The sequence below is a fragment of the Desulfatitalea alkaliphila genome, from assembly GCF_022968795.1.
In the GTDB taxonomy this organism is placed as follows: domain Bacteria; phylum Desulfobacterota; class Desulfobacteria; order Desulfobacterales; family Desulfosarcinaceae; genus Desulfatitalea; species Desulfatitalea alkaliphila.
Map to the genome: position 1 here is coordinate 184,878 of NZ_JALJRB010000006.1, position 23,109 is coordinate 207,986.

General features: G+C 59.4%; 17 protein-coding genes, 1 tRNA gene and 1 other RNA gene. 14 read left to right on the forward strand and 5 right to left on the reverse strand.

Annotated elements, in window-relative coordinates:
- Positions 1-10: 10 nt before the first annotated feature.
- From MRX98_RS07675 to ffs, 4 genes are all read right to left on the reverse strand, one after another.
- Positions 11-778 carry a type III pantothenate kinase gene (locus MRX98_RS07675; RefSeq protein ID WP_246904821.1) on the reverse strand — a complete coding sequence of 256 codons (768 nt, stop codon included), beginning with the start codon at positions 776-778 and terminating at the stop codon, positions 11-13.
- A 41-nt stretch (positions 779-819) separates the two neighbouring features.
- A complete protein-coding gene (gene folP, locus MRX98_RS07680; RefSeq protein WP_246904830.1) occupies positions 820-1,692 on the reverse strand; it encodes a dihydropteroate synthase in 873 nt (290 codons plus the stop codon).
- 14 nt (positions 1,693-1,706) lie between these two features.
- Positions 1,707-3,689 (reverse strand): ATP-dependent zinc metalloprotease FtsH, encoded by a 1,983-nt coding sequence (gene ftsH / locus MRX98_RS07685; protein WP_281432256.1) that lies wholly within the window; start codon positions 3,687-3,689, stop codon positions 1,707-1,709.
- Between the two features lie 217 nt (positions 3,690-3,906).
- Positions 3,907-4,151, reverse strand: an RNA gene (ffs, locus tag MRX98_RS07690) — signal recognition particle sRNA large type.
- A gap of 158 nt (positions 4,152-4,309) precedes the next feature.
- On the opposite strand from ffs, the gene tilS reads away from it, so the two are divergent.
- From tilS to dnaK, 3 genes are all read left to right on the forward strand, one after another.
- Positions 4,310-5,746: a tRNA lysidine(34) synthetase TilS gene (gene tilS, locus MRX98_RS07695; protein WP_246904833.1), complete on the forward strand. Its 1,437-nt coding sequence runs from the start codon at positions 4,310-4,312 to the stop codon at positions 5,744-5,746.
- A gap of 234 nt (positions 5,747-5,980) precedes the next feature.
- Positions 5,981-6,613 (forward strand): nucleotide exchange factor GrpE, encoded by a 633-nt coding sequence (gene grpE / locus MRX98_RS07700; protein ID WP_246904836.1) that lies wholly within the window; start codon positions 5,981-5,983, stop codon positions 6,611-6,613.
- A gap of 40 nt (positions 6,614-6,653) precedes the next feature.
- Positions 6,654-8,585: a molecular chaperone DnaK gene (gene dnaK, locus MRX98_RS07705; RefSeq protein WP_246904849.1), complete on the forward strand. Its 1,932-nt coding sequence runs from the start codon at positions 6,654-6,656 to the stop codon at positions 8,583-8,585.
- 86 nt (positions 8,586-8,671) lie between these two features.
- Here the strand turns inward: dnaK and MRX98_RS07710 are convergent, their stop codons facing one another.
- On the reverse strand, positions 8,672-10,246 hold the full coding sequence (locus tag MRX98_RS07710; RefSeq protein ID WP_246904852.1) for a class I adenylate-forming enzyme family protein: 1,575 nt from the start codon (positions 10,244-10,246) through the stop codon (positions 8,672-8,674).
- A gap of 316 nt (positions 10,247-10,562) precedes the next feature.
- On the opposite strand from MRX98_RS07710, the gene serA reads away from it, so the two are divergent.
- The 11 genes from serA to MRX98_RS07765 all read left to right on the forward strand — a co-directional run bounded on the left by serA (position 10,563) and on the right by MRX98_RS07765 (position 23,025).
- Positions 10,563-12,143 (forward strand): phosphoglycerate dehydrogenase, encoded by a 1,581-nt coding sequence (gene serA / locus MRX98_RS07715; protein ID WP_246904993.1) that lies wholly within the window; start codon positions 10,563-10,565, stop codon positions 12,141-12,143.
- Positions 12,144-12,159: 16 nt separating this feature from the next.
- Entirely contained in the window at positions 12,160-12,495 is a 336-nt protein-coding gene (locus tag MRX98_RS07720) for a DUF1844 domain-containing protein (RefSeq protein ID WP_246904856.1), read from the forward strand.
- A gap of 47 nt (positions 12,496-12,542) precedes the next feature.
- The gene (locus tag MRX98_RS07725; protein WP_246904858.1) at positions 12,543-13,397 is read left to right on the forward strand and encodes a 4-(cytidine 5'-diphospho)-2-C-methyl-D-erythritol kinase; all 855 of its coding nucleotides are present in this window, start codon (positions 12,543-12,545) and stop codon (positions 13,395-13,397) included.
- 44 nt (positions 13,398-13,441) lie between these two features.
- Positions 13,442-13,516: transfer RNA gene (locus MRX98_RS07730), tRNA-Gln, on the forward strand.
- 38 nt (positions 13,517-13,554) lie between these two features.
- A complete protein-coding gene (locus tag MRX98_RS07735) occupies positions 13,555-14,508 on the forward strand; it encodes a ribose-phosphate diphosphokinase (protein WP_246904861.1) in 954 nt (317 codons plus the stop codon).
- A gap of 36 nt (positions 14,509-14,544) precedes the next feature.
- Entirely contained in the window at positions 14,545-15,201 is a 657-nt protein-coding gene (locus MRX98_RS07740) for a 50S ribosomal protein L25/general stress protein Ctc (RefSeq protein ID WP_246904863.1), read from the forward strand.
- Between the two features lie 35 nt (positions 15,202-15,236).
- Complete coding sequence (gene pth / locus MRX98_RS07745; RefSeq protein WP_246904867.1) at positions 15,237-15,821, forward strand: aminoacyl-tRNA hydrolase; 585 nt, start codon at positions 15,237-15,239, stop codon at positions 15,819-15,821.
- Between the two features lie 18 nt (positions 15,822-15,839).
- Positions 15,840-17,873 (forward strand): sodium-translocating pyrophosphatase, encoded by a 2,034-nt coding sequence (locus MRX98_RS07750; protein WP_246904869.1) that lies wholly within the window; start codon positions 15,840-15,842, stop codon positions 17,871-17,873.
- Between the two features lie 155 nt (positions 17,874-18,028).
- Positions 18,029-18,580, forward strand: a complete 552-nt coding sequence (locus tag MRX98_RS07755) for a CarD family transcriptional regulator (protein ID WP_246904872.1) — start codon at positions 18,029-18,031, stop codon at positions 18,578-18,580.
- Complete coding sequence (locus MRX98_RS07760; RefSeq protein WP_246904876.1) at positions 18,531-19,565, forward strand: RluA family pseudouridine synthase; 1,035 nt, start codon at positions 18,531-18,533, stop codon at positions 19,563-19,565. The genes MRX98_RS07755 and MRX98_RS07760 overlap by 50 nt, the downstream gene beginning before the upstream one ends.
- 478 nt (positions 19,566-20,043) lie before the next feature.
- Positions 20,044-23,025, forward strand: coding sequence for a carboxylesterase family protein (locus tag MRX98_RS07765; RefSeq protein WP_246904878.1), 2,982 nt, complete (start codon positions 20,044-20,046; stop codon positions 23,023-23,025).
- Positions 23,026-23,109 lie beyond the last annotated feature (84 nt).

The following is a 23,109-nucleotide window of genomic DNA, read 5'->3' on the forward strand; positions in this document are numbered from 1 at the left end:
CGAGCCCGAATTACGCCATGCTGTCGGCGATGATCTTCAAACCTTCCAATGTTAAATCGGGTGCCACCGCCTCGATGGTGGTGGCCACATCCTGCATCAGGGGGGCCAGCCCGCCTGTGGCGATCACTTTGGCCGGTTCCTGCAGTTCGGCGCGGATGCGGGTCACCATGCCGTCCACCATGCCGGCATAACCGAAGATGATGCCCGACTGCAGGCTGCCGATGGTGTCCTTGCCGATGACCCTGGCGGGTCGCTTGAAGATCTCCACCCGTGGCAGCTTGGACGCCTTGGCGAAGAGGGCTTCGGCGGCGATGCCGATGCCGGGGCTGATGGCGCCGCCGAGGTATTCCCCCTTGGCGGAGATCACATCGAAGGTGGTGGCGGTGCCGAAGTCGATGACGATCAGGCTGCTGCGATGGCGCTGATAGGCCGCCACGCCGTTGACGATGCGGTCGGCCCCCACCTCGTTGGGGTTGCTGTAGAGAATGGGCATGCCGGGATAGGATTTGGCGTCGATCCAGTGGGGCGCGTGTCCCAAATACTTGCGGCTGAAACCATCCAGGATGGTGACCATGGGCGGCACCACCGAAGAGATGATGGTTTTGTGGATCTGGTTGAACCGAATGCCGCTATGGGCAAACAGGCCGGCCGCCAGCACGTTGAATTCGTCCTCGGTGGTGTTGTACTCGGTGCGCACCCGCCAGCTGGCCACCAGCCGATCGCTTTGAAACACGCCCATCACAATGTTGGTGTTGCCCACGTCGATAACCAGCAACATAATTCAGGTTCCTCGTTGTTTCGGGTTCGGGGAAGGGGCGCTCAAGCCGCCGCCCGGCGCAATGCGTCCAGCATTCGCACATTGGCCCGCGTGTTGGCCACGTTGTGCACCCTGACGATGTGGGCCCCTTGCATCACGGCCATCGCAATGGCCGCTTGGGTGCCCGTCTCCACCTCCGGCCGGTCCGCCGCCGGCTCTTGACCCAGTGCGGCGGCCAGGGTTTTGCGGATGAACGCCTTGCGGGAAGGCCCCACCAGAAGGGGCGCCTTCAGATCGGCGAGCGATGCCAACCGTCCGATCAGTTCCAGGTTGTGCGCCGCGGTCTTGCCGAATCCAATGCCCGGATCGATGATGATGTGTTGCGGATCGATACCGGCGGCGACGGCCCGGTCGATGGCGTCTTGCAAAAACCGGCGCACCTCGCCGATCAGATCGGTGTAGGTGGGATTGTTTTGCATGGTGCGGGGGGTCCCCTGCATGTGCATCACGATAACAGGCACCTTGTGGCGCACGGCCACCGCGGCCATCTCCGGATCCATGGCCAAGGCGCCGATGTCGTTGATCATGGACGCGCCGGCGGCCAGAGCGGCATCGGCCACTTCCGCTTTGGTGGTGTCGATGGAGATGGGCACGGGGACGCGCTCGGTCAAACGGCGGATGACCGGCACGACGCGCGCCGCTTCTTGGATCGCCGGCACATCTTCGGCATAGGGGCGGGTCGATTCGCCCCCGATGTCGAGGATGTCCGCGCCGTCTTTGACGAGCCGCAGGGCTTGGTTGACGGCTGCATCCTCGTTGTAGAAGGCGCCGCCGTCGGAAAAGGAGTCGGGCGTCACATTGACAATGCCCATGATCGCCGTGCGATCACCGAGGGCCAGTTCGCGATGGTGCCAGCGCAGGGTGTGGTGGTGCATCGAACCTGTCTCTGTCAAGAAGTTTCGGGGGGGCGCTCCTGCGGACGCTCCTTGGCGTCTTCCGAATCCCGCTCCCGGTCCTCCACCGGTTCTGTTTCCTCTGAGGGCGGTGGCGGCGGTGCGGCGGATGCACTTGCCGTTTTCGCACCATCGGCCGGGGTCTCATCACCCCTATCGCTTTCATCCTCCGGTGGATCCGGTAGATCCACATCCGGGTTGATGGAGCGGATCAGGTCGTCCAACTCCTTGCCCTGAACGGTTTCCTTTTCGAGGAGCAGGTCCGCCAGGGCGTGCAGGGTCTCCATGTGCGATTCAAGGATGGATTTGGCCTTGCGGTAGGCCTCCTTGATCAGCCGGGACACCTCGTTGTCGATGCGCTGGGCCGTGGCTTCGGAGTAGTCCCGATGCTGGGCGATTTCGCGGCCCAGGAAAACATGCTCTTCGCCCTTGGCGTAGGAGAGGGGGCCCAACTCATCGCTCATACCCCAACTGCGAACCATTTTCTGAGCCAGTTCGGTCGCCATCTTGATGTCGTTGGAAGCGCCGGTGCTCAACCGGCCGAACACCAGTTGCTCGGCCACGCGACCGCCGAAGGCCACGGCCAACTCACTCTCCAGTTGATCCTTGTATTTGAAATCACGCTCCTCGGGCAGAAACCAGGTCACCCCGGCCGCCCGGCCGCGGGGAATGATGGTGATCTTGTTCACCGCGTCGGTTTCCGGCAGCAACCGCGCAACCAGTGCGTGGCCCGCTTCGTGGTAGGCGGTGGTTTTGCGGTCCTCCTCCTTGATCACCTTGGACTTGCGCTCGAGGCCCATGTAGACCTTGTCCTTGGCGTCCTCGAAGTCCACCATCTCCACCTTCTCCTTGGAACGCTTGGCCGCCAGCAAGGCCGCCTCGTTGACCAGGTTCTCCAGGTCGGCACCCGAGAAGCCGGGGGTGCCCTTGGCCAGGGTCAGGGGCCGCACATCCGCGGCCACGGGTGTTTTTTTCATGTGGACGCTGAGGATTTTTTCCCGGCCGCGGATATCGGGCAGGCTGACCACCACCTGGCGGTCGAAGCGTCCCGGGCGCAACAGCGCGGGGTCGAGCACATCGGGGCGGTTGGTGGCCGAGATGAGGATGACCCCTTCGTTGGATTCGAAGCCGTCCATTTCCACCAGCAGTTGATTCAGGGTTTGTTCCCGTTCGTCGTGCCCGCCGCCGAGGCCGGCGCCCCGATGGCGGCCCACCGCGTCGATTTCATCGATAAAGATGATGCAAGGCGCATTCTTTTTGCCTTGCAGGAAAAGATCGCGTACCCGTGAAGCGCCGACGCCGACGAACATTTCGACGAAATCCGAGCCGCTGATGCTGAAAAAGGGCACGCCCGCCTCACCGGCAATGGCGCGGGCCAGAAGGGTCTTGCCCGTTCCCGGCGGTCCCATGAGCAACACCCCCTTGGGGATGCGGCCGCCCAGGCGGGTGAATTTTTTGGGGTCGCGCAGAAAATCCACCACTTCGCTCAACTCTTCCTTAGCCTCGTCTATGCCGGCCACGTCGGCGAAGGTCACTTTTTCCTGGTTCTCGGACATCAGGCGCGCGCGGCTTTTGCCGAAGGAGAGGGCCTTGCCGCCCCCGGCCTGCATCTGGCGCATGAAAAAGATCCAGACCCCGATGAGCACCAGCATGGGAAACCAGGAGATCAGAATGTTGTACCAAGGAGAGTCGGAAGGCGGTTTGGCTTTGATGCGCACCTGCTTTTCCCGCAGGGTCTTCACCAGTTCGGGATCTTCGGGTGCGTAGACGCGATAGCGCCGGCCGCCCAGATCGGTGGCGCTCAGGTCTTGGCCTTGGATAATGACCTCTTCGATGCGATTATCATCCACCATGGAGAGAAATTCGGAGTATCCCAATTGGGACTCGACCATCTCCTGGGCGTTGAACATTTTGTAGAGCATGACCATCATCATGATGATCACGACCCACAACGCCAGATTTTTGTAGAACGGGTTCAAAAAGGGTACCTCCTGAGAATTGTAAACCGTGCGGATACGGCGATCCCTACCATAATCCCCTTTGGTCTATTTCGCAACATTTATACAAGTGTTTCAGGATGCTCGTGGCGGCGATGGGGTGTGTCCGGGTCGGTTTTTCATCGTCGCCGGTACAAACAGCGGCGGGATCCGGGGTCCGGACGGAACAGGCGGGTGGCCGACAAGGATCGAAATTTGGTTGTGCACCCTCCTTTGAAACGGCCTCCGCATGTTCTGCCGCCTATGCACCGGAATCGATCCGCGACACAGACCGCATCGCTTATCGCTGCTTCCTTCCGGACCTGACGAGGTTCGCAACCGTCTGTTGCGCGGCGTCCGGCCCAACGGTCGAACATGTTTTCGGCGTGATCCGAGGGAGGGGGTTCAGCCCCGCATAAAGCGGATTTCGGGTACAGGGCACCGCTGGCTCCCCGCCTAGCACAACCAAGCTCGGGATTATAGAGACCACGGTTGGCTTTTTCAAGGGTTAAAATGGAATTGACTTTGAATACCGCCTCCTCTAGTAACCCACCATGGAAGAGACGCCTTGGCCAAATGATCACAGCAGGCCCACCCCGCGCGACCGGCCGGAGGAGTTTCTGGTGGCACGGGTGGCCCGCACCATCGCCCGCTACGCCATGGTGACGCCCGGCGAGCGGGTGCTGGTGGGCGTGTCCGGCGGCGCCGATTCCGTGGCCTTGCTGGACATCTTGAGCCGGCTGGCGGCCGCATTGGATATCACCCTGGTCGTGGCCCACCTGGATCATGGCCGGCGCCCCGCGGACGCGGCCGACGAGGCGGATCTGGTGCGGCGTCTGGCCACCTCTCGGGGATGGCCATGCCATGTGGAGACCCTGCCCCCTTTGCGGCGCCGCGGCTCTCTGGAGGCGCAACTGCGCCGGCGGCGCTACGCCTTTTTCCAGCGCACCGCCGCGGCGTGGGGATGCACCCGGATCGCCGTGGGGCATCATGCGGACGATAACGCCGAGACGGTGTTGCTCAATTTGATGCGGGGCAGCGGCATGGCCGGGCTGTCCGGTATCCCTCCGGTGCGGCAAGAGCGCATCGTGCGTCCGCTGATCGAGGTGGCCCGCGATGACCTGCGGTCCTACCTGCACCACCGGGGACTGCCCCACCTGGAAGACGCTTCCAACACCGACTTGCGATTCCAGCGCAACAAGGTGCGGCATCATTTGTTGCCGTTGCTGCAAAACATGTACAACCCCGATCTGAAGACCGCGCTGAACCGGTTGGCAAAGTTGTGCCGGCAGGAGGAGGCGTGGTTGGCAACCTTGCTGGCCCCAGTGATGCAAGAAGCCCTGATCGCGGTGGACGCAGATGCCCTGCTGCTGGATCCGGGTGCAATGGTGGCCCAGCCGCGTCCGGCGCAACGGCGGCTGCTGCGCATGGCACTGCGACAATGGCAGGGCCACCTGCGCCGGTTGAGTGTCGAGCACATCGATGCGGTGGCGGACCTGCTGCCGGCGGAGCGTGTCGGCCGCGGGCTGGATTTGCCTTATAGAATACGCGTCCAACGCATGGCCGAGACCCTCAAGTTCGAAAAGGCCCCCCGGGGCCGCGGCCGTCCCCGACCGATGCCGTCCTCCTCCGATTATGCATACGTGATTCAAAGCTTGGGGGCACACCCCGTCACCTTGTTCGTGCCGGAAGGCGGCGGCGCCTTGCATCTGACCAAACGATCGATGACTTGTATAGATAGGATGCCGGCTTCGGATCGCCGTGAAGCGCTTTTTGATTTTTCAGGGGTCGTTTTTCCGCTGGTCGTACGCAATGCCGGACCGGGAGATCGACTGCGGCCCATGGGGTTGCAAGGCAGCCAAAAGATCAAAAAGTGTTTCCCGGCCCAAGGCGTGTCTGCCCGACAGCGTCGACAACAACCACTGGTTGTCGGCGGCAGCGGCGAGATCTTGTGGGTGGCGGGTGTGCGCCGCAGCAATGCAGCCCCCCTGACCGCCGCCACCCGGGAAGTTTTACAGATGAAGTGGCTGCCCGCCGGCGATCAGTCGAACTGCCGCTAACGAAAGCCCTGCAATAGGAGGCGTTGCTCCTCGCGCCGTTGCCCGTCGACACCCACCGTTGGTTGCTTCGGCGCTTCCTGTCGGGATGAATTGCAATCCCCCGACAACGCTTGACATCCCTGCAAGTCGTCTTATTTTTTGGTCACTTTTTAGTAAGGGTGAATTGCCTGAATAATCAGGTAAATAGGAATTGTTAAGGGGTTTGGTAGGGCAAATCCGGGAGCGTTGGAGGGTATGAGCGAGAAAAAGCACACGGTCGAAATAACAGAAGATCAAGAAAACGTGAACCGCGAGGCAACCCCCGAAAAGGCCGAAGCCAAGGGGCCGGTGCCTTGCGAAGGTCAGGCCGAAAGCGTCGAACAAGTCGATTTGGAGACCCACTTGACAGCGGCCGAGGCACAGGCAAAAGATTATTATGACCGCTTGTTGCGTGTTTCCGCCGAATTCGAAAACTACAAAAAGCGGACCTCCCGGGAAATGCAAGAGGTGGTCAAATACGCTAACGAGAAATTGGCCAAGGAGATCTTGACGGTGGTGGATAATCTGGAAAGGGCCATCGCTTCCGCGGCCGAACGCAGTCCTAAGGACGATCCGTTGTTGCAGGGCGTGCATTTGACCTTGGAAGAGATTCTCAAGACGCTGGCCCGGCACCATGTGAAGCCCATCGATTCTTTGGGGGAACCTTTCGACCCCACCTACCACCAAGCCATGATGCAGACGGAAACGACGCAACAACCGCCCAATACGGTGGTCGACGAGCTGCAAAAGGGCTACTTGATTCACGAACGGCTGTTGCGGCCGGCCCTTGTGACCGTATCCAAACACCCGGCGGGTGATGAAACAAATGACGAAACGATAACGAAATGAAGTCCAATTTCGATGGATGAATAGGCAAGGAGGAGAGCAAATGAGTAAGATTATCGGCATTGATTTAGGAACCACCAACTCATGTGTCGCCATTATGGAGGGAAGTGAGTCAAAGGTGATCACCAATCCGGACGGGGGGCGGACCACCCCCTCGATCGTGGCCATTTCCGAAAGCGGCGAACGGCTGGTCGGACAAATCGCCAAACGGCAGTCGATCACCAACCCGGAGAACACCGTCTTCGGCGTCAAGCGCCTGATCGGTCGCAAATTTGAATCGCCCGAGGTGCAGGCCGACGTCAAGGTGTTGCCATACAAGGTCGAGCGGGCCGGCAACGGCGATGTGCGCATCAATCTGCGCGGCAAGCAGTACAGCCCGGCCGAGATTTCCTCGTTTGTGCTCTCCTATATCAAGAAGTACGCGGAAGATTATCTCGGAGAAAAGGTCACCGATGCGGTGATCACGGTGCCCGCCTATTTCAACGACAGCCAACGCCAAGAGACCAAGGATGCGGGCAAGATCGCCGGATTGAACGTTTTGCGGATCATCAACGAACCCACGGCCGCCTCTCTGGCCTATGGTTTGGACAAACGGCGCGAGGAAAAGATCGCCGTGTTCGACCTGGGCGGTGGTACCTTCGATATCTCTATCCTGGAAATCGGCGAAGGGGTGTTCGAGGTCAAATCCACCCATGGCGACACCCACCTGGGCGGGGAGGATTTCGACCTGCGCATCATCGATTATCTGGCCAATGAGTTCAAAAAGGACCAGGGCATCGATCTGCGCAGCGACAAGATGGCGTTGCAGCGGTTGAAAGAGGCGGCCGAGAAGGCCAAGATGGAACTTTCCACCTCCATGGAGACCGATGTCAACCTGCCCTTCATTACCGCCGACGCCACTGGGCCGAAGCATTTGAACATGAAGATCAGCCGCGCCAAGCTCGAGTCTTTGGTGGCCGATCTGTTGGACAAGCTCGAAGGTCCGTGCCGCATGGCCTTGAAGGATGCCGGTCTCAAGGCCTCGGAGGTCAATGAGGTGATTCTGGTGGGCGGCATGACCCGCATGCCCGCCGTGCAAGAGCGTGTGCGCAAGTTTTTCGGCCGGGAGCCCAACCGCAGCGTCAACCCCGACGAGGTGGTGGCGCTGGGCGCGGCCATTCAGGGCGGCGTGCTCAAAGGGGATGTCAAGGATGTCTTGCTGCTGGATGTGACCCCCTTGTCCCTGGGCATCGAGACCCTGGGGGGCGTGATGACGCGCCTCATCGAGAAAAACACCACCATACCCACCCGCAAGAGCCAGACCTTTTCCACGGCCGCCGACAATCAGCCGGCAGTGTCCATCCACGTGTTGCAGGGTGAGCGGGAGATGGCCCACAACAACAAGACTTTGGGCCGCTTCGAACTGGTGGGCATCCCGCCGGCGCCGCGGGGCGTACCCCAGATCGAGGTGACCTTCGACATCGATGCCAACGGCATTGTGAATGTGTCGGCCAAGGACCTGGCCACCAACAAAGAGCAGTCCATCAAGATCACCGCCTCCAGCGGCATGAGCAAGGAGGATATCGAGCAGGCGATCAAGGATGCCGAGCTGCATGCCGAGGAGGACAAGAAGAAGAAGGAGCTGGTTGAAGCCCGCAACCATGCCGACGGCTTGATCTACTCCACCGAAAAATCCCTCAAGGACCTGGGGGAAAAGGTGGATGCCGACACCCGCGCCAATGTGGAAGCGGCCGTGGCCGATTTGAAGAAGGCCATGGAGACGGAAAATGTCGACGACATTCGCGCCAAGAGCGAAGCTTTGACCCAGACCTCCCACAAGTTGGCGGAGGCCATCTACCAGCAAAGCGCCCAGAACGAACAAGCCCAGGCGGGCGCCGATGAGGCGCAAGGCGAATCGGCCGCCGGTGGTGGCGCTCAGCAGGACGACGATGTGGTGGATGCCGACTTCGAGGAAGTCAAAGACGACAAAAAGTAGCCGGCGACAACGGTCGCCGTTCCGACATAAAACCCGCCGCGGCTTTGCCGTGGCGGGTTTTTTCGTGTGGGCCGATACCTTTGCCGTTACAGTTGAAAACTCTCCTTGGCGCCGGCAAATTTCTCTCGCAGTTTCGGTTTCTCGATCTTGCCTGTCGGGTTGCGCGGGACATCGTCGAAGATGATCTTGCGCGGCCGTTTGTAGCGGGGCAGCGCCTCGCAAAAGGTTCGCACCTCTTCCTTGGTCAAGGTATGCCCCGGCTTGGCTCGGATGATGGCGGTGGCGATCTCGCCCAAGCGCAGGCTGGGCAGGCCGATGACGGCCACGTCCTGCACCTTGGGATGGGATTGGAGAAAATCTTCGATCTCAACGGGGTACACATTCTCGCCGCCGGTGATGATCACATCCTTCTTGCGGTCCACCAGCCAGATGAACCCGTCCTGATCCAGCCGGGCGATGTCGCCGGTGAGCAACCAGCCGTCTTTGAACGCCCCGTCGGTGGCTTCGGGATTGCGGTAGTACTCACGCATGACACCCGGTCCCCGGATGATCAGCTCGCCGGGCATGCCCGCCGGGACGGTTTGCAAGCGATCATCGACGATCTCGAATTCCCAGTCGAAGCCGGGACGCCCGATGGCGCCCACCTTGTGGCGGTTGTCGATGCCCAGGTGGATGCAGCCCGGTCCGGTCGATTCGGTCAGACCGTAATTGGTGTCGTACTGGTGATGGGGGAAGATTTTGAACCACTCCTTGATCAAACTGGGCGGTACCGGTTGCGCGCCGATGTGCATCAAGCGCCATTGGTCCAACTTGTAGTTGCGCAATTTGAGCTCGCCGCTTTCGATGGCGAACAGGATGTCCATGGCCCACGGTACCAATAGCCACACCACGGTCACCTGCTCCTCGGACACCGCCTCCACGATCCAGCGCGGCTCGATGCCCCTCAGAATCACCGCCGGTGCGCCCACGATGAAGTTGCCGAACCAGTGCATCTTGGCGCCGGTGTGGTAAAGCGGCGGCAGGCAGAGAAAGTTGTCCTGGTGGGTCTGGCGGTGGTGATGGTTTTCCACAATGCAGGCCGCTTCCAGGTTGCGATGGGTCAACAGCGCCCCTTTGGGGGTGCCGGTGGTGCCGGAGGTGAAATAGAGGGCCGCCGCATCGGTGATGGTCAGGGGGACGGACGGATCGTGGTCCGGCTGCGTCGCGATGAAGTTGTCATAGGGCTGGGCAAAGGCGGGGCACTGGTCCGGCGGTCCGACGAACAGGTAGCGGCGTATGGTCCCGTCGAGGCTTTCCTTGACGGCGGTGATGCGTTCAACGAATTCCGGCCCGAATACCATTGCCACCGGCTCGGCCAGGCCCACACAGCGGGCGATGGTTTCGGCGCTGAAACGGAAATTGAGCGGAACGGCGATGGCGCCACTGCGCAGGATGCCGAAATAGATGGGCAGCCATTCGATGCAGTTGGTCATCAAGTGCACCACACGGTCGCCCGGCTGGACGTCGTCGCCCTTCAAGGCGTGGGCCAGCCGGTTGGCGTGGGCGTCGAACATCTCCCAGGTCAGTGTGATGCGCCGCTGATGCGCGGGGTCCCGTTCGATCAGCGCGATTTCGTTGCCGTACATGCGCCTGTTGCGTGCCAGAATTTCGGTAATGATCATTGTTGTCACCTCGAATTGAAGGGCGCTGCGGCCCGTGGCCGACACCTATCGGCACTGCTACGATGGCCAGGGGCATAGCAGACTATCTCTTTTGGTGTAAAGTTTAAAAGGTTTGGTGCCTATTTGGTCTTGAACATCGTCATCAATTTCACTAATATGACCCCATTTATTTTTCTACCGCCGAAACGGCCTGGCGCCGGATGCCATTCGAAATATTCGACAGCCGTTCGCTGCGGCCGGGAGACGCGAGCAGCGCCGGCCTTTTTTTGTGTTGGGTGGCGGACTACCAGATGATTCATTCGGGAAGGAAATCATGATGAAAGTGCTTGTGAGCGACAATTTGGGAGAGGTGGGCATCCAGATGTTCCGGGAGGCCGAAGGGATTGAGGTGGATGTAAAGACCGGTCTGGCGCCGGAGGAGCTCAAGGCCATCATCGGCCAATACGATGCCCTGGCCATCCGCAGCGCCACCAAGGTGACCGAGGAGCTGATCGCGGCGGCGCCCAAGCTGAAGGTGGTGGGCCGGGCCGGCATCGGTTTGGACAATGTGGATATCCCCGCGGCCACCAAACGCGGTATCGTCGTGATGAACACCCCTACCGGCAATGTGATCACCACCGCCGAACACGCCATCGCCATGATGCTGGCACTGAGCCGCAATATTCCTGCCGCCACCGCCTCCCTCAAGGCCCAGCGCTGGGAGAAAAAAAGCCTGCAGGGACGCGAGCTTTACCAAAAGACGCTGGGGGTGGTCGGCTACGGCAAGATCGGCGCCATCGTGGCCGATCGTGCCCGCGGACTGCGGATGCGGGTTGTCATCTATGACCCCTTCGTCCCCCCCGAGAAGATTACCGCCGATGGTTACGAGGCGGTTTCCCTGGAAGACCTCTACAAGCAGGCCGACTACATCACCGTCCATGTGCCCAAGCTCAAAACCACGGCCAATCTGATCAACAAGGAGGCCTTCGCACAGATGAAGCCGGGGGTGATGATCATCAACTGCGCCCGCGGGGGCATCATCAACGAAGCCGACCTCTATGACGCCATCGTTGCCGGCAAGGTGGGTGGTGCGGCCCTGGACGTGTTCGAAATCGAACCGCCGGGAGACAACCCGTTGCTCACCTTGGATCAGGTGATCTGCACGCCTCACCTGGGCGCCTCGACCGCCGAAGCCCAGACCAATGTGGCCGTCATGGTGGCGCGCCAGATCATCGACTATCTGACCAGCGGCACCATCGTCAACGCGGTGAATGTGCCGTCGGTGACCGGCGAACTGCTGGAAAAGATCGGCCCCTACATCAAGTTGGCCGAACAGTTGGGGCTGCTGCAAGCCCAGCTGATCCAAGGGGCGCCCAAGGAGGTGGTGGTCGAATATTTCGGTGATTTCCGGGGCATTGACCTTTCGCCGATCACCACGGCGCTGCTCAAAGGGTTGCTGACGCCCATGGTCAAAGAGGTGGTCAATTTCGTCAACGCCCACGTGCTGGCCAATCAGCGGGGCATCAAAGTGACCGAGGCCACCATGGCCGCCCACGAAGAGTACACCTACTTGATCAACACCAAATTGGTCACCACCGAGGGCGAGAGCGTGGTGGCGGGCACCATTTTCGGCAAGCAGGACACCCGGATCGTGCGCATCAACACCTTCCGCCTGGAGATGATTCCGTTGGGCCACATGGCGCTGATCCACAACCAGGACGTGCCCGGTTCCATTGGCGAGATCGGCACGACCATCGGTAAACACAACATCAACATCGCACGCATGCAGGTAGGACAGGAAACGGGGGGCGACCGCAACATCATTTTCCTGTGCACCGACACACCGATTCCGCAGGAAGTGATCGAGGAGCTGCGCGGTTTGCGCACGGTCAAGACAGTGACCCCCTTGGAGTTTTAACTGTTTAGGAGGGCGAATGACGCAAGAGCGCAAGGACGGCAAGCCGGCGGAGGCCACCGAAGATCGGACCGCCCCGCAAGAGGAAGGGACCCAAAAGCACTACGCGTTGCCCAAGATCGATTTTTCCACCTTCATTTTATCGATCAACTCGTCCGCGCTGGTGCAACTGGGTCTCATCGAAGATCCCGCTTCGGGCCGGAAGACAAGGAACTTGGCCCTGGCCAAACAGACCATCGACCTGATCGCCATGCTGGAGGAGAAGACCCGCGGCAACCTGACCAGTGACGAGGAGAATATTTTGAAGAACATTCTCTATGAGTTGCGCATGCTCTACGTCAAGGAAAAGGGCTAGCGCGGGCCGACAGGCGGCGCAACACTGCACCTGAAGCCGGATGATCGATGGAACTGCTGGCACCGGCCAAAATCAATCTTTTCCTCTACGTGACGGGGCGTCGTCCGGACGGCTATCACGAGCTGTGTTCCTTGATGTGCGCCGTGGCGATATATGACCGGTTGGTGCTCCGGATGGGGGGTGCACGCAGCACCGTTGCGTGCCATGGTTGCGACCTGCCCTTGGACGGCACCAATCTGGCCCTCGGCGCGGTCACGGTTTTCAACGCCGCGCTGGCCGCCGAGACCCAGCGGCGGCCGGAGCAGGTCGCCATCCGGCTGGACAAGAAGATTCCCGTGGGGGCGGGGTTGGGGGGCGGCAGCAGCGACGCGGCCGCTGTCCTCAAAGGGCTCAATGCCTACCACGGGCACCCTTTCGACGAAGGGCGGTTGTGCGCCCTGGCCCTCGTCCTCGGGGCCGATGTGCCGTTTTTCATCCGCGGGCGGCCCGCGCTGGTAACCGGCATCGGTGAACGGATCCGTCCCTATGCCGGCCTGCCGGCCATGGACGTGGTGATTGTCTACCCCGGCTTCGGCTTGTCCACCGCCGCGGTGTTCAAAAACCTCAATTTGGCATTGACAAAATCGAAAAAAAAACTTAGGTACTTTCCCTTTAATAATGGAAGTTTCAGTGCGACCCACCACTTGCATAACGATTTGGAGGCAGGGGTGGGCGAGCACTTTACGGTCCTGGCCGACATTAAAGAGAGGCTGTGCCGGCTGGGTGCCATGGGCGCAGCCATGACCGGCAGCGGTTCGGCGGTGTTCGGGTTGTTCGCGAATGCGGCGGATGCGTCAAAGGCCAAGGATGTTTTGGAACAGCAGCCGGGATGGCAGGTGTTCGCCACCCGCCTGCTGACATGAAAGCGGACAGCGGCGCACGCGACCGCATGCCTGCAGATAGATACTGGGGCGTCGTCAAGTGGTAAGACACAGGATTTTGGTTCCTGCATTCGGAGGTTCGAATCCTCCCGCCCCAGCCAATCTTTCAGCCTTTCGCGCGATGGGGGAATAAGATACCGTGCCAAGTAGAACACTAAACGACTTCTGGATTTTTTCCGGCAACTCCAACCCGGCCTTGGCCAAAAAAATCTGCGAATATCTTAAAATGCCCCTGGGCGGCGCGAAGGTGACCACCTTCAGCGACGGCGAAATTCAGATTGAGATCGAAGACAATGTGCGCACCAAGGATGTGTTCATTGTGCAGTCCACCTGTTGTCCGGTCAACAACAACCTGGTCGAAATGCTCTTGATGCTCGACGCCATGAAGCGGGCATCGGCCAGTCATATCACCGCCGTGCTGCCCTACTACGGCTACGCCCGACAGGATAAGAAGGTCGCCCCCAGGGTGCCCATCAGCGCCAAGCTGATGGCCGATCTGATCACCACCGCGGGCGCCGACCGGCTGATCACCCTGGATTTGCACGCCGGTCAGATCCAGGGGTTTTTCAATATTCCGGTGGACAACCTGTTCGCCGCGCCGGTTATCCTCAAATATATCCGCAACGCATTCGCCAACGATATCGTGGTGGTCTCCCCGGACGCCGGCGGCGTGGAACGGGCGCGGGCCTTCGCCAAGCGTTTGCAAGCCAGCCTGGCCATCGTCGACAAGCGGCGTACGGCGCCCAACGAGGCCAAGGCCATGGCGGTGATCGGGGATGTGCGGGATAAAACGGCCATCATCCTGGATGACATGGTGGATACGGCCGGCACCATGACCGAAGCGGTTGGGGTGCTGCTGGAAAACGGCGCCACAGAGGTGCACGCCTGTTGCGTCCATCCCGTCTTGTCCGGGCCGGCCATCGGCCGCCTCCAGTCATCCGAGCTCCAAAGCCTTGTCGTCACCGACACCATTCCACTGTCGCCCGAAGCGGCCGCCTGCGACAAGATCAAGGTGCTCTCCATCGCCGAGTTGGTGGGAGAGGCCATCATTCGAAGCAATCGGGGCGATTCGGTGACATCCCTGTTCGTTTAACCCGTCAAGTTTTGCAATAAGAAGGAGGATATTTCTTTGGATAACATCGCACTCAGCGGAGAAACCCGCACCACCAAGGGCAACGGTCCGGCCCGCGCAATGCGGCGGGAAGGGCGCGTGCCGGGTGTCCTGTACGGTCCGAAAACCGAACCGGTCATGCTTTCCCTGGCCACTCGGGATCTTGAAGATATTTTGAAAAAGGGCGGGTTGGGACGATCCGTGTTCGACCTGAAGCTCGATGAGGGCGCCCGAACCAAGACCGTGATGATCAAGGAGATGCAGACCCATCCCATTTCACGGGCCTTTCTGCATGTGGATCTCTATGAAGTGGCCATGGATCGCCAAATCCGGGTCAACGTGCCTGTGATCACCACCGGAAAGTCCGCGGGCGTGGAGGAAGGCGGCATGTTGGAAATCATCCGCCGCGAGCTCGAGGTGCTTTGCCTGCCCAATCAGATTCCCGACAGCTTCACCATCGACATCTCCGATCTGGGCATCGGCGATTCGGTGCACGTGGAGGAAATCGAAACCGGCGAGGGCGTGGAAATTCCCCATGATGTCAACTTTACCATCTTGACAGTGGCCAGCCCGCAGCGGGCGGTCGAGGAAGAGGAAGCCGAAGAGGGCGAAGAGGGTGAAGCGGCGGAAGCGGAAGCCGGTGAGGAGACTGAAGAATCCGGGGACGAATCGTGACCCGGCGCGCCATGCTGTGAAGATCGACAGATGCCATGTCGGAACAAGAGGTCTATTTGGTCGCCGGGCTCGGCAATCCCGGTCCGGACTACGCAGCGACCCGCCACAACGCCGGATTCATGGTGATCGATGCCTTGGCGGAGGCGTGGAAAATTCCGATCACCAAGACCAAGTTCAACGTGCTCCATGGGCGTGGGACCGGGGGGGGCAAGCCGGTTGTGCTGGCCAAACCCCAAAGCTACATGAACCGCAGTGGGCCGCCTTTGCGGGCCCTGGCCGATTATTTCAGGATTCAACGCCAGGCCATGGTTGTTGTTCACGATGACATCGACCTGGCTTACCAGAGATTAAAAATCAAGGAGAAAGGAGGGGATGGGGGACACAAAGGAATAAGATCGATCATGGATGCCTTTGGTAGCGAGGAGTTTGTGCGCTTGCGCATAGGGGTCGGTCGCGCCGCCGGCGACAGGGATGTGGTTGGCCATGTGTTGGGTTCGTTCGACCCAGAGGAAAAAGCAATTTTGGCCGAGCTGATCCGAACGGCATGCGAAGCGATCGAAACCATTCTGACCAAAGGCACGACCCACGCGATGAACAGGTACAATCAGAACCTACGTTAACCGTAAATGGAGGAGAGAATGGACTTTATTGCGAACAACATTGCGCTCGTTTGCACGATCGTTGGTTTGATAGGCGTTTTTTTTGCCATCATCTTGGCCGCCATCGTGAAGAGTGCCCCGGCGGGTGATGCTAAGATGCAGGAGATCGCCAACGCCATCAAGGAAGGCGCCATCGCCTACCTCAACCGCCAGATGAAATCCATGGGGATCACCGGCGCCATCCTTTTTATCATCATTGCTGTTGCCATGAACTTCACGACCGCCATCGGTTTTCTGATCGGCGCCGTGGCCTCGTTCCTGGCCGGCTATATCGGCATGCGGGTGTCGGTTATCGCCAATGTGCGCACCGCGGAAGCCGCCAAGAAAGGCATGGCCGCCGGTCTGAACATGGCTTTCAGAGGCGGTTCGGTTACCGGTATGATGGTGGCGGGCCTGGCCCTGACCGCCGTTGCCGGTTACTACACCGTGCTGACCGGAATGGGCATTGCCCCCAAAGAGGCGGTCATCGCGCTGGTAGCCCTCGGCTTTGGCGGCAGCTTGATCTCCATCTTTGCCCGTTTGGGCGGTGGTATCTTCACCAAAGGCGCCGATGTGGGTGCCGACTTGGTGGGTAAAGTGGAAGCGGGCATTCCCGAAGACGACCCCCGCAACCCCGCCGTGATCGCCGACAACGTGGGTGACAACGTGGGTGACTGTGCCGGTATGGCCGCCGACCTGTTCGAAACCTACGCGGTGACCGCCGTGGCCGCCATGCTCATCGGCAACCTGCTCTTCCCCGATGTGCTCATGGCAACCGAGTTCCCGATGGTTCTGGGCGCCATCTCCATCATCGCCTCCATCATCGCTGTTTTCTTTGTGCGCTTGGGCAAAAATGAGTATGTCATGGGCGCCCTCTACAAAGGGATGTTCGGCGCGGCCATTCTTGCCGCCATCGCCTTCTACTATGCTTGCACCCACTACATGGCCGACCTTGGTACCATCAGCGCCATGAATATTTACTGGTCCGCACTGATCGGTCTGATTTTGACCGTCGTGATCGTTATCATCACCGAATACTACACCGGTAAATATGCTCCGGTGAAAGCCATCGCCGACGCCTCCACCACCGGTCATGGCACCAACATCATCGCCGGTCTGGCCGTCTCCATGCAATCCACCGCCGCTCCGGTGCTGGCCATCTGTCTCGCCATTTTCATGGCCAATCAATTCGCCGGTCTCTATGGTATCGCCATGGCCGCCATGTCCATGCTCTCCATGACCGGTATGGTCATCGCCATTGACGCCTACGGCCCCATCACCGACAATGCCGGTGGTATTGCCGAAATGGCCAATATGGATGAGAGCGTTCGCAACGTCACCGATCCTCTGGATGCGGTGGGCAACACCACCAAGGCCGTCACCAAAGGCTACGCCATCGGTTCCGCCGGTCTGGCCGCCCTGGTGCTTTTCACCGCTTATGTCGAAGAGTTCAAAATCCTGGGCGCTGCCAAGGAGCTGATCTTCAATCTGTCCGACGTCAAAGTCGTCATCGGCCTGTTCATCGGCGGCCTGCTGCCCTACCTGTTCGCCTCTATCGCCATGAAGGCCGTTGGTAACGCCGGCGGCGCCGTTGTGGAAGAGGTGCGTCGTCAGTTCCGCGAGATCCCGGGCATCATGGAAGGTACCGGCAAGCCCGACTACAGTGCCTGTGTGGACATCGTCACCAAGTTCGCCCTCAAAGAGATGATGGTGCCTGCGCTGCTGCCGGTCGTCGCGCCGGTGCTTGTCGGCTTCATCCTGGGCCCCGTCGCCCTGGGCGGTCTGCTCATCGGCAGCATCGTGACCGGTCTGTTCGTGGCCATTTCCATGACCACCGGTGGCGCTGCCTGGGACAATGCCAAGAAATACATTGAAGACGGCCACTTGGGCGGCAAGGGCAGCGATGCTCACAAAGCGGCCGTGACCGGCGACACCGTCGGCGACCCGTACAAGGATACCGCCGGCCCGGCAATCAACCCAATGATCAAGATTCTCAACGTGGTTGCCCTGCTGATGGTGCCTTTCCTGATGTAGCACCATTGTCACCTTCACTGGTCACGTAATACCCGAAAAGGATCGGTCCTCTGGGCCGATCCTTTTCGGTTGCAACTTTATGGATGCGATGTTATTATTGTGAGTACTTACAAGTGTGCATTTGAGTGATTCAACACAACGATTGCGATCTCCCTATGGCTAATCCGGACGAAGAGAATATCGTTTCAGAAAACACGAAGATCGCCCAATTCAAAGTGGGGGATCTGGCGGTTTACCCCGCCCACGGTGTCGGGCGCATCGAAGCTATTGAAAGTCGCGTGGTCAATGGCGAAACGCACGATTTCTATATCATGAAGATCCTCGAGAACAACATGGTCATCATGATTCCCACCTCCAATGTTGCTTCCGTGGGGCTGCGCGACGTGATCGGCGATGCGGAGATCCCCAAGATCATGGAGGTCATCAAGGCCCGCCGCGATCTGGCCATGGACAACCAGACTTGGAACCGCCGCTACCGGGAATACATGGACAAGATCAAAACCGGTTCCTTGTACGAGGTGGCCGAGGTTTTCAGGGATCTGTCCCTGCTCAAGGGCACCAAGGACCTCTCCTTCGGTGAACGCAAACTGTACGATACGGCCCACACCCTTCTTATCAAAGAGCTGTCCACCGCCCGGAAGATGGACGAAAAGGCCGTTGCCGCTGAAATCGAGGCTGTTTTCACCCCTGAAGAAGACGAACAGTAAGCCCCCGCAACCGTCGGTTCAAGCCGAATCAGAGCGTTTCGAACGCCATGTCTCGGCCGTGGAGGCCGGCATTCGGCTGGACAGCTTCATCGCCGACCATCTTCCCGGCGTATCGCGGTCCCGTGCAGCGGCTTTGGTCCGTCAAGGCGCCATCCAGGTGGATGGCGCATCCCGCAAGCCAAGCTACAAAGTCACACCCGGCGACACGATCGCCGGATGCATTCCCCCACCGACCATACCCGACCTGATGCCCGAGCCGCTGCCACTGGATGTTCTGTTCGAGGACGAAAGCCTGATCGTGATCGCCAAACCGGCCGGCCTGGTGGTGCACCCCGCCGCCGGTCATGCGGACGGTACCTTGGTCAATGCGTTGCTGCACCATTGCCCAGACTTGGCCGGCATCGGCGGGGAACGGCGTCCGGGTATCGTGCATCGCCTGGACAAAGACACCTCGGGTGTAATGGTGGTGGCCAAGAATGATGCCGCCCATCAGGCGCTGTCGGACCAATTCAAAGCGCGTCACATCCAAAAGCGCTACCTGGCCCTGGTTTGGGGATCCCCCGGCGAAAATTGCGGTACCATCGATCTGCCCATCGGCCGGCATCCGGTGGATCGCAAGCGCATGGCCGTGGTGCCGGGGCGGGGGCGGTCGGCCTGCACCTTATGGTTCGTGCGTGAACGGTTCGGCGGGTATGCCACGCTGCTGACGCTCGACCTCAAAACCGGTCGCACCCACCAGATTCGTGTGCACTGTCAAGCGATCAGACACCCCATTATCGGCGATCCGGTATATGGCCGGCGCCCCTCGAGATCCCAAGTGCGACACCCCGGCAGCGCCCACCACATCCTGGGACAGGCCGAACGCCAGATGCTGCATGCCGCCCGTCTCTGTTTCGCCCATCCACTGACCGGCGCGAAGATGACCTTCGAGGCACCGTTGCCCGAGGATATGGTCATCCTCATCGAACAGCTGCGCATGCCATGAATCATCAACCGTTCAGCGCCATTCAATAGGCTATCGCTTCAGTGGCAGCAGCTTCCAGCCGCGATCAAGCCATGATCATTCCTCGTACGCGCACCATTTCGATATTTGATTTTGGAAATGGCCTATAATCAAACATCAGCATCACGACACGCGAAAACGGCCCAGCGGCTATTTTTTGTGTTGCGGCCAAATAGTACAGCATTGTCGAACAGGGTAAGGCGCTATCGGATAACTGTTGACATTATTCTGCCTTATGCTTTAGCCTCCTAATTTAGATACTTCAGGCTATATTACGATTCGTAGAAAATTCATTTGTTCAAGAATGGCAACAGGCCAAATCGCAGAAGTGGGTGCCGCCTTTGTCGGCTCCAACGACCGGACTGTATGTGTCACGGCTTTTTGCTATTTGAGGTCAGGTTTCCATAACCGATCCGGTCTGCCGGATAAATCACATTCTCAAAATGTAGGAGAGAACAAGATGATGCAAAAGCCCAAAACGTTCGGTATTTGGTGTAGCGCAGTGTACCTCTTGACGCTCGTGATGCTCGGTTGCTCCTCATCCTCCTCCAATGATCCACCACCGTCCAACCCCACACGCGTGCAGACAAGTTCGGGAATTCTGACCGGTGTGCAGGCCGATTCAGCCATCGTCTACTACGGCATTCCGTTTGCGGAACCGCCAGTGGGCGCGTTGCGCTGGAAGGCACCGCAAGACCCGACCCCATGGAGCGGGACATTGGCAGCCACGGAACGAAAGCAAGTTTGCACCCAGGCAGCCATGTCGCCGACTTGGCATGCCACTGGCGAGATCATCGGTGGCGAGGATTGTCTCTACCTGGACGTTTATCGGCCCAACAATGACCAAACGGATCTGCCGGTATATGTCTATCTGCATGGCGGCTCCAACCGCTTTGGCGGTGCCTCCTCCTATGATGGTGCACTTCTGGCCCATGACCAAAACATCATCGTGGTGATTCCCCAATACCGTCTCGGTTCCCTGGGGTGGCTTACCCACCCTGCCTTGCGCGCCGAAGATCCGGATGATGACGAAAGCAGCTCTGGCAATTTCGCTTTGCTGGACAGCATCAAGGCATTGGAGTGGGTTCAAGACAATATCGATGCCTTTGGCGGTGATCCGGGCCGGGTCACCCTGGGGGGGCAATCCGCCGGTGCTTCCAACGTGGCCAAATTGCTGGTCTCCGAATTGTCGGAGGGGCTTTTCCATGGGGCTGTCGTGCAGAGTTTGGGCGGCGATGTAATCACCCCGGCCGAAGGTGACGTCCGGGCCGATACCATGTTGACCGCCCTGGGCTACGATGCAGCGGCACATGGCGAGGATGTCGCCGCATTTTTGCGCACCCGCACGGCCGAACAACTGATTACCGCCCACGGCACCAGCTATTCCGGTTTTGCCGACGGCTATGTGTTGCTCGATAACTACATCAACTCCATTTACTACAATGCCACCAGCGGTCATTTTAACAATGTCCCCATTCTGTTGGGCAGCAACCAATATGAGTGGAAAAACTTCATGCCGCTATATGGGCCATTATACGGGAAAGCCATTTGGGGAAAAGTGTACGACCTTTTCGATCCTGCTTTCGATCCTGATCATGCATGGACTTTCGAAGAGATTTTCCCCACTCAGGCCGACATAGACGTTTATGAGGCCATGGGCAAATATGTGAGCCTGGGCTGGAAGTCCAAATCGGTCGATGAGCAAGCCAAGCTGATGACGCAACGCGGCGGTGATGTTTTTGCCTACTATTTCAGATGGGGTGGCCCAACGTCCGCATCCGCCGAGTTCGCCCATGTATTTGGTGCGGCCCACTCCATGGAAATCCCTTTCTTCTTTGGGTATGATCGCGATCTTTTCCGTTATGCCCTCGATGATGAAAATCGTGCGGGCTTCGAGGCACTGCAAGCTTATATGATGCAATATCTGGGCAACTTCATTCGACAAGGCGATCCGGGCACGGTCGAAGGTGTTGAGTGGGAACGATGGTCCAACGCCCTTGAGGAAGATGCGCCCAAATGCATGGTGTTCGACGCGGATATGACCACGGCCGTGATCGGCATGGATACCCGGGAGGTGATGCCCGCCGACGTGCAGACCATGGCGCTGTCCGATCCACTGGTGCTCGGTCTGCCCGAGGGCGACAGGCTGCTGGTCCTCGGCCAGCTCGCCCGTTATCCGGCCGAATACCACCTCAACGACCGAGGCCACGACTTGCTTATGTCCGAGCTGGTTTTTGCGGCGCCGGAAGGGGTTACCACAACCCGATACACGGGCGTGAATGCCGGGGCCGGATATCGCATCGAGCTGCCCGAAGGCTGGGCGCCGGGTGACGATCTTGTGATGTATGCCCATGGCTATCGGGGGACACATACCCAATTGACGGTGAGCATGCCCACAAGGTTGCGGCCTTATCTGCTTGAGAATGGGTTTGCCTGGGCCGCCTCCAGCTATGCGGAGAACGGTTACAATGTTCGCACCGGTGTGGAAACCACCAAGGCGCTGCTGGATCACTTCCGGGAGCGGTTCGGTGAGCCGGGACGCATTTACGTGACGGGCCATTCCATGGGGGGGCATGTGGCCGCCAGAACCATTACCGATTCAGACTACAAGGCCGATTACGCTGGCGCGTTACCCATGTGCGGCGTCGTAGGCGGCGGTTCAGAGCTGTTCAGCTACTTTCAGGACTGGGGTTTGTTGATCAACTACTATGCCGGACTCAATTATGAGTTGCCTCTTGGCCCAGCGGAGACGCTCGATTATCAGGGTACCGCCTTCGCCTTTACCGGCGGCAGGCTAAAGGAAGCCGTCATGTATCTTTCAGGCGGTCAACGCCCGATCTATGAGGCGGCTTTCGCCGATTACATGGCACGTTATAATGCCGTCAACAGCTCTGTCACCCAATTGAGAGCCCCCTCCCCCCTGGTGGGTAATACCGACCGCGTCTATCATCTGGATGACGATTTTGAGAATATAAGCAGCGACGAGGCCGCTTTGCGTGATGGTATCAAACGCTGGCCCGGTCCTTTCTCGGATGGTGAGGATTTGGGCATGATGCTGGCGGTCTCGGGCCACATCGACGTTCCGGTGCTCACAATACACACCCTGGGCGATCTTTTTGTGCCCTTTTCCATGCCCCGGATCTGGGGCGAGCGGATTGCCGCTGCCGGAAAAGCCGATCTCTATCGGGCGCGGGCGATACGGGCCGTACACCACTGTTCATTTACAGTAGAGGAAGAACAGCAGGCTTTTATTGACCTGGTGACATGGGTTGAAAGTGGCCCAGCTTCAGCCCCGGCCGGTGATGACATTCAGAACCGTGCCACAGTGGCGGCCGATGATTTTGGCTGCCAATTCACTTCGGATCCCGCATCGCTGGATCCCACTACGGCAGCCATGCGCTCAGCGGGTGATCCGAGCTATAGCGCAGTCTGCACACCATAAGGCCATCAGCGGTTTTTTTGCAGAAAGCCAAACAGGCAAGCAGGGGGGCTTGCCTGTTTGGCTTGAATAATTTATAGCAGCTTG

What these genes read in the sequence shown, in the direction of transcription:
- MRX98_RS07675 (WP_246904821.1), bottom strand. Translation starts at nt 778, where the DNA reads ATGTTGCTGGTTATCGACGTGGGCAACACCAACATTGTGATGGGCGTG.
- folP (WP_246904830.1), bottom strand. Translation starts at nt 1,692, where the DNA reads ATGCACCACCACACCCTGCGCTGGCACCATCGCGAACTGGCCCTCGGT.
- grpE (WP_246904836.1), top strand. Translation starts at nt 5,981, where the DNA reads ATGAGCGAGAAAAAGCACACGGTCGAAATAACAGAAGATCAAGAAAAC.
- dnaK (WP_246904849.1), top strand. Translation starts at nt 6,654, where the DNA reads ATGAGTAAGATTATCGGCATTGATTTAGGAACCACCAACTCATGTGTC.
- MRX98_RS07710 (WP_246904852.1), bottom strand. Translation starts at nt 10,246, where the DNA reads ATGATCATTACCGAAATTCTGGCACGCAACAGGCGCATGTACGGCAAC.
- serA (WP_246904993.1), top strand. Translation starts at nt 10,563, where the DNA reads ATGAAAGTGCTTGTGAGCGACAATTTGGGAGAGGTGGGCATCCAGATG.
- MRX98_RS07720 (WP_246904856.1), top strand. Translation starts at nt 12,160, where the DNA reads ATGACGCAAGAGCGCAAGGACGGCAAGCCGGCGGAGGCCACCGAAGAT.
- MRX98_RS07725 (WP_246904858.1), top strand. Translation starts at nt 12,543, where the DNA reads ATGGAACTGCTGGCACCGGCCAAAATCAATCTTTTCCTCTACGTGACG.
- pth (WP_246904867.1), top strand. Translation starts at nt 15,237, where the DNA reads ATGTCGGAACAAGAGGTCTATTTGGTCGCCGGGCTCGGCAATCCCGGT.
- MRX98_RS07750 (WP_246904869.1), top strand. Translation starts at nt 15,840, where the DNA reads ATGGACTTTATTGCGAACAACATTGCGCTCGTTTGCACGATCGTTGGT.
- MRX98_RS07755 (WP_246904872.1), top strand. Translation starts at nt 18,029, where the DNA reads ATGGCTAATCCGGACGAAGAGAATATCGTTTCAGAAAACACGAAGATC.
- MRX98_RS07765 (WP_246904878.1), top strand. Translation starts at nt 20,044, where the DNA reads ATGATGCAAAAGCCCAAAACGTTCGGTATTTGGTGTAGCGCAGTGTAC.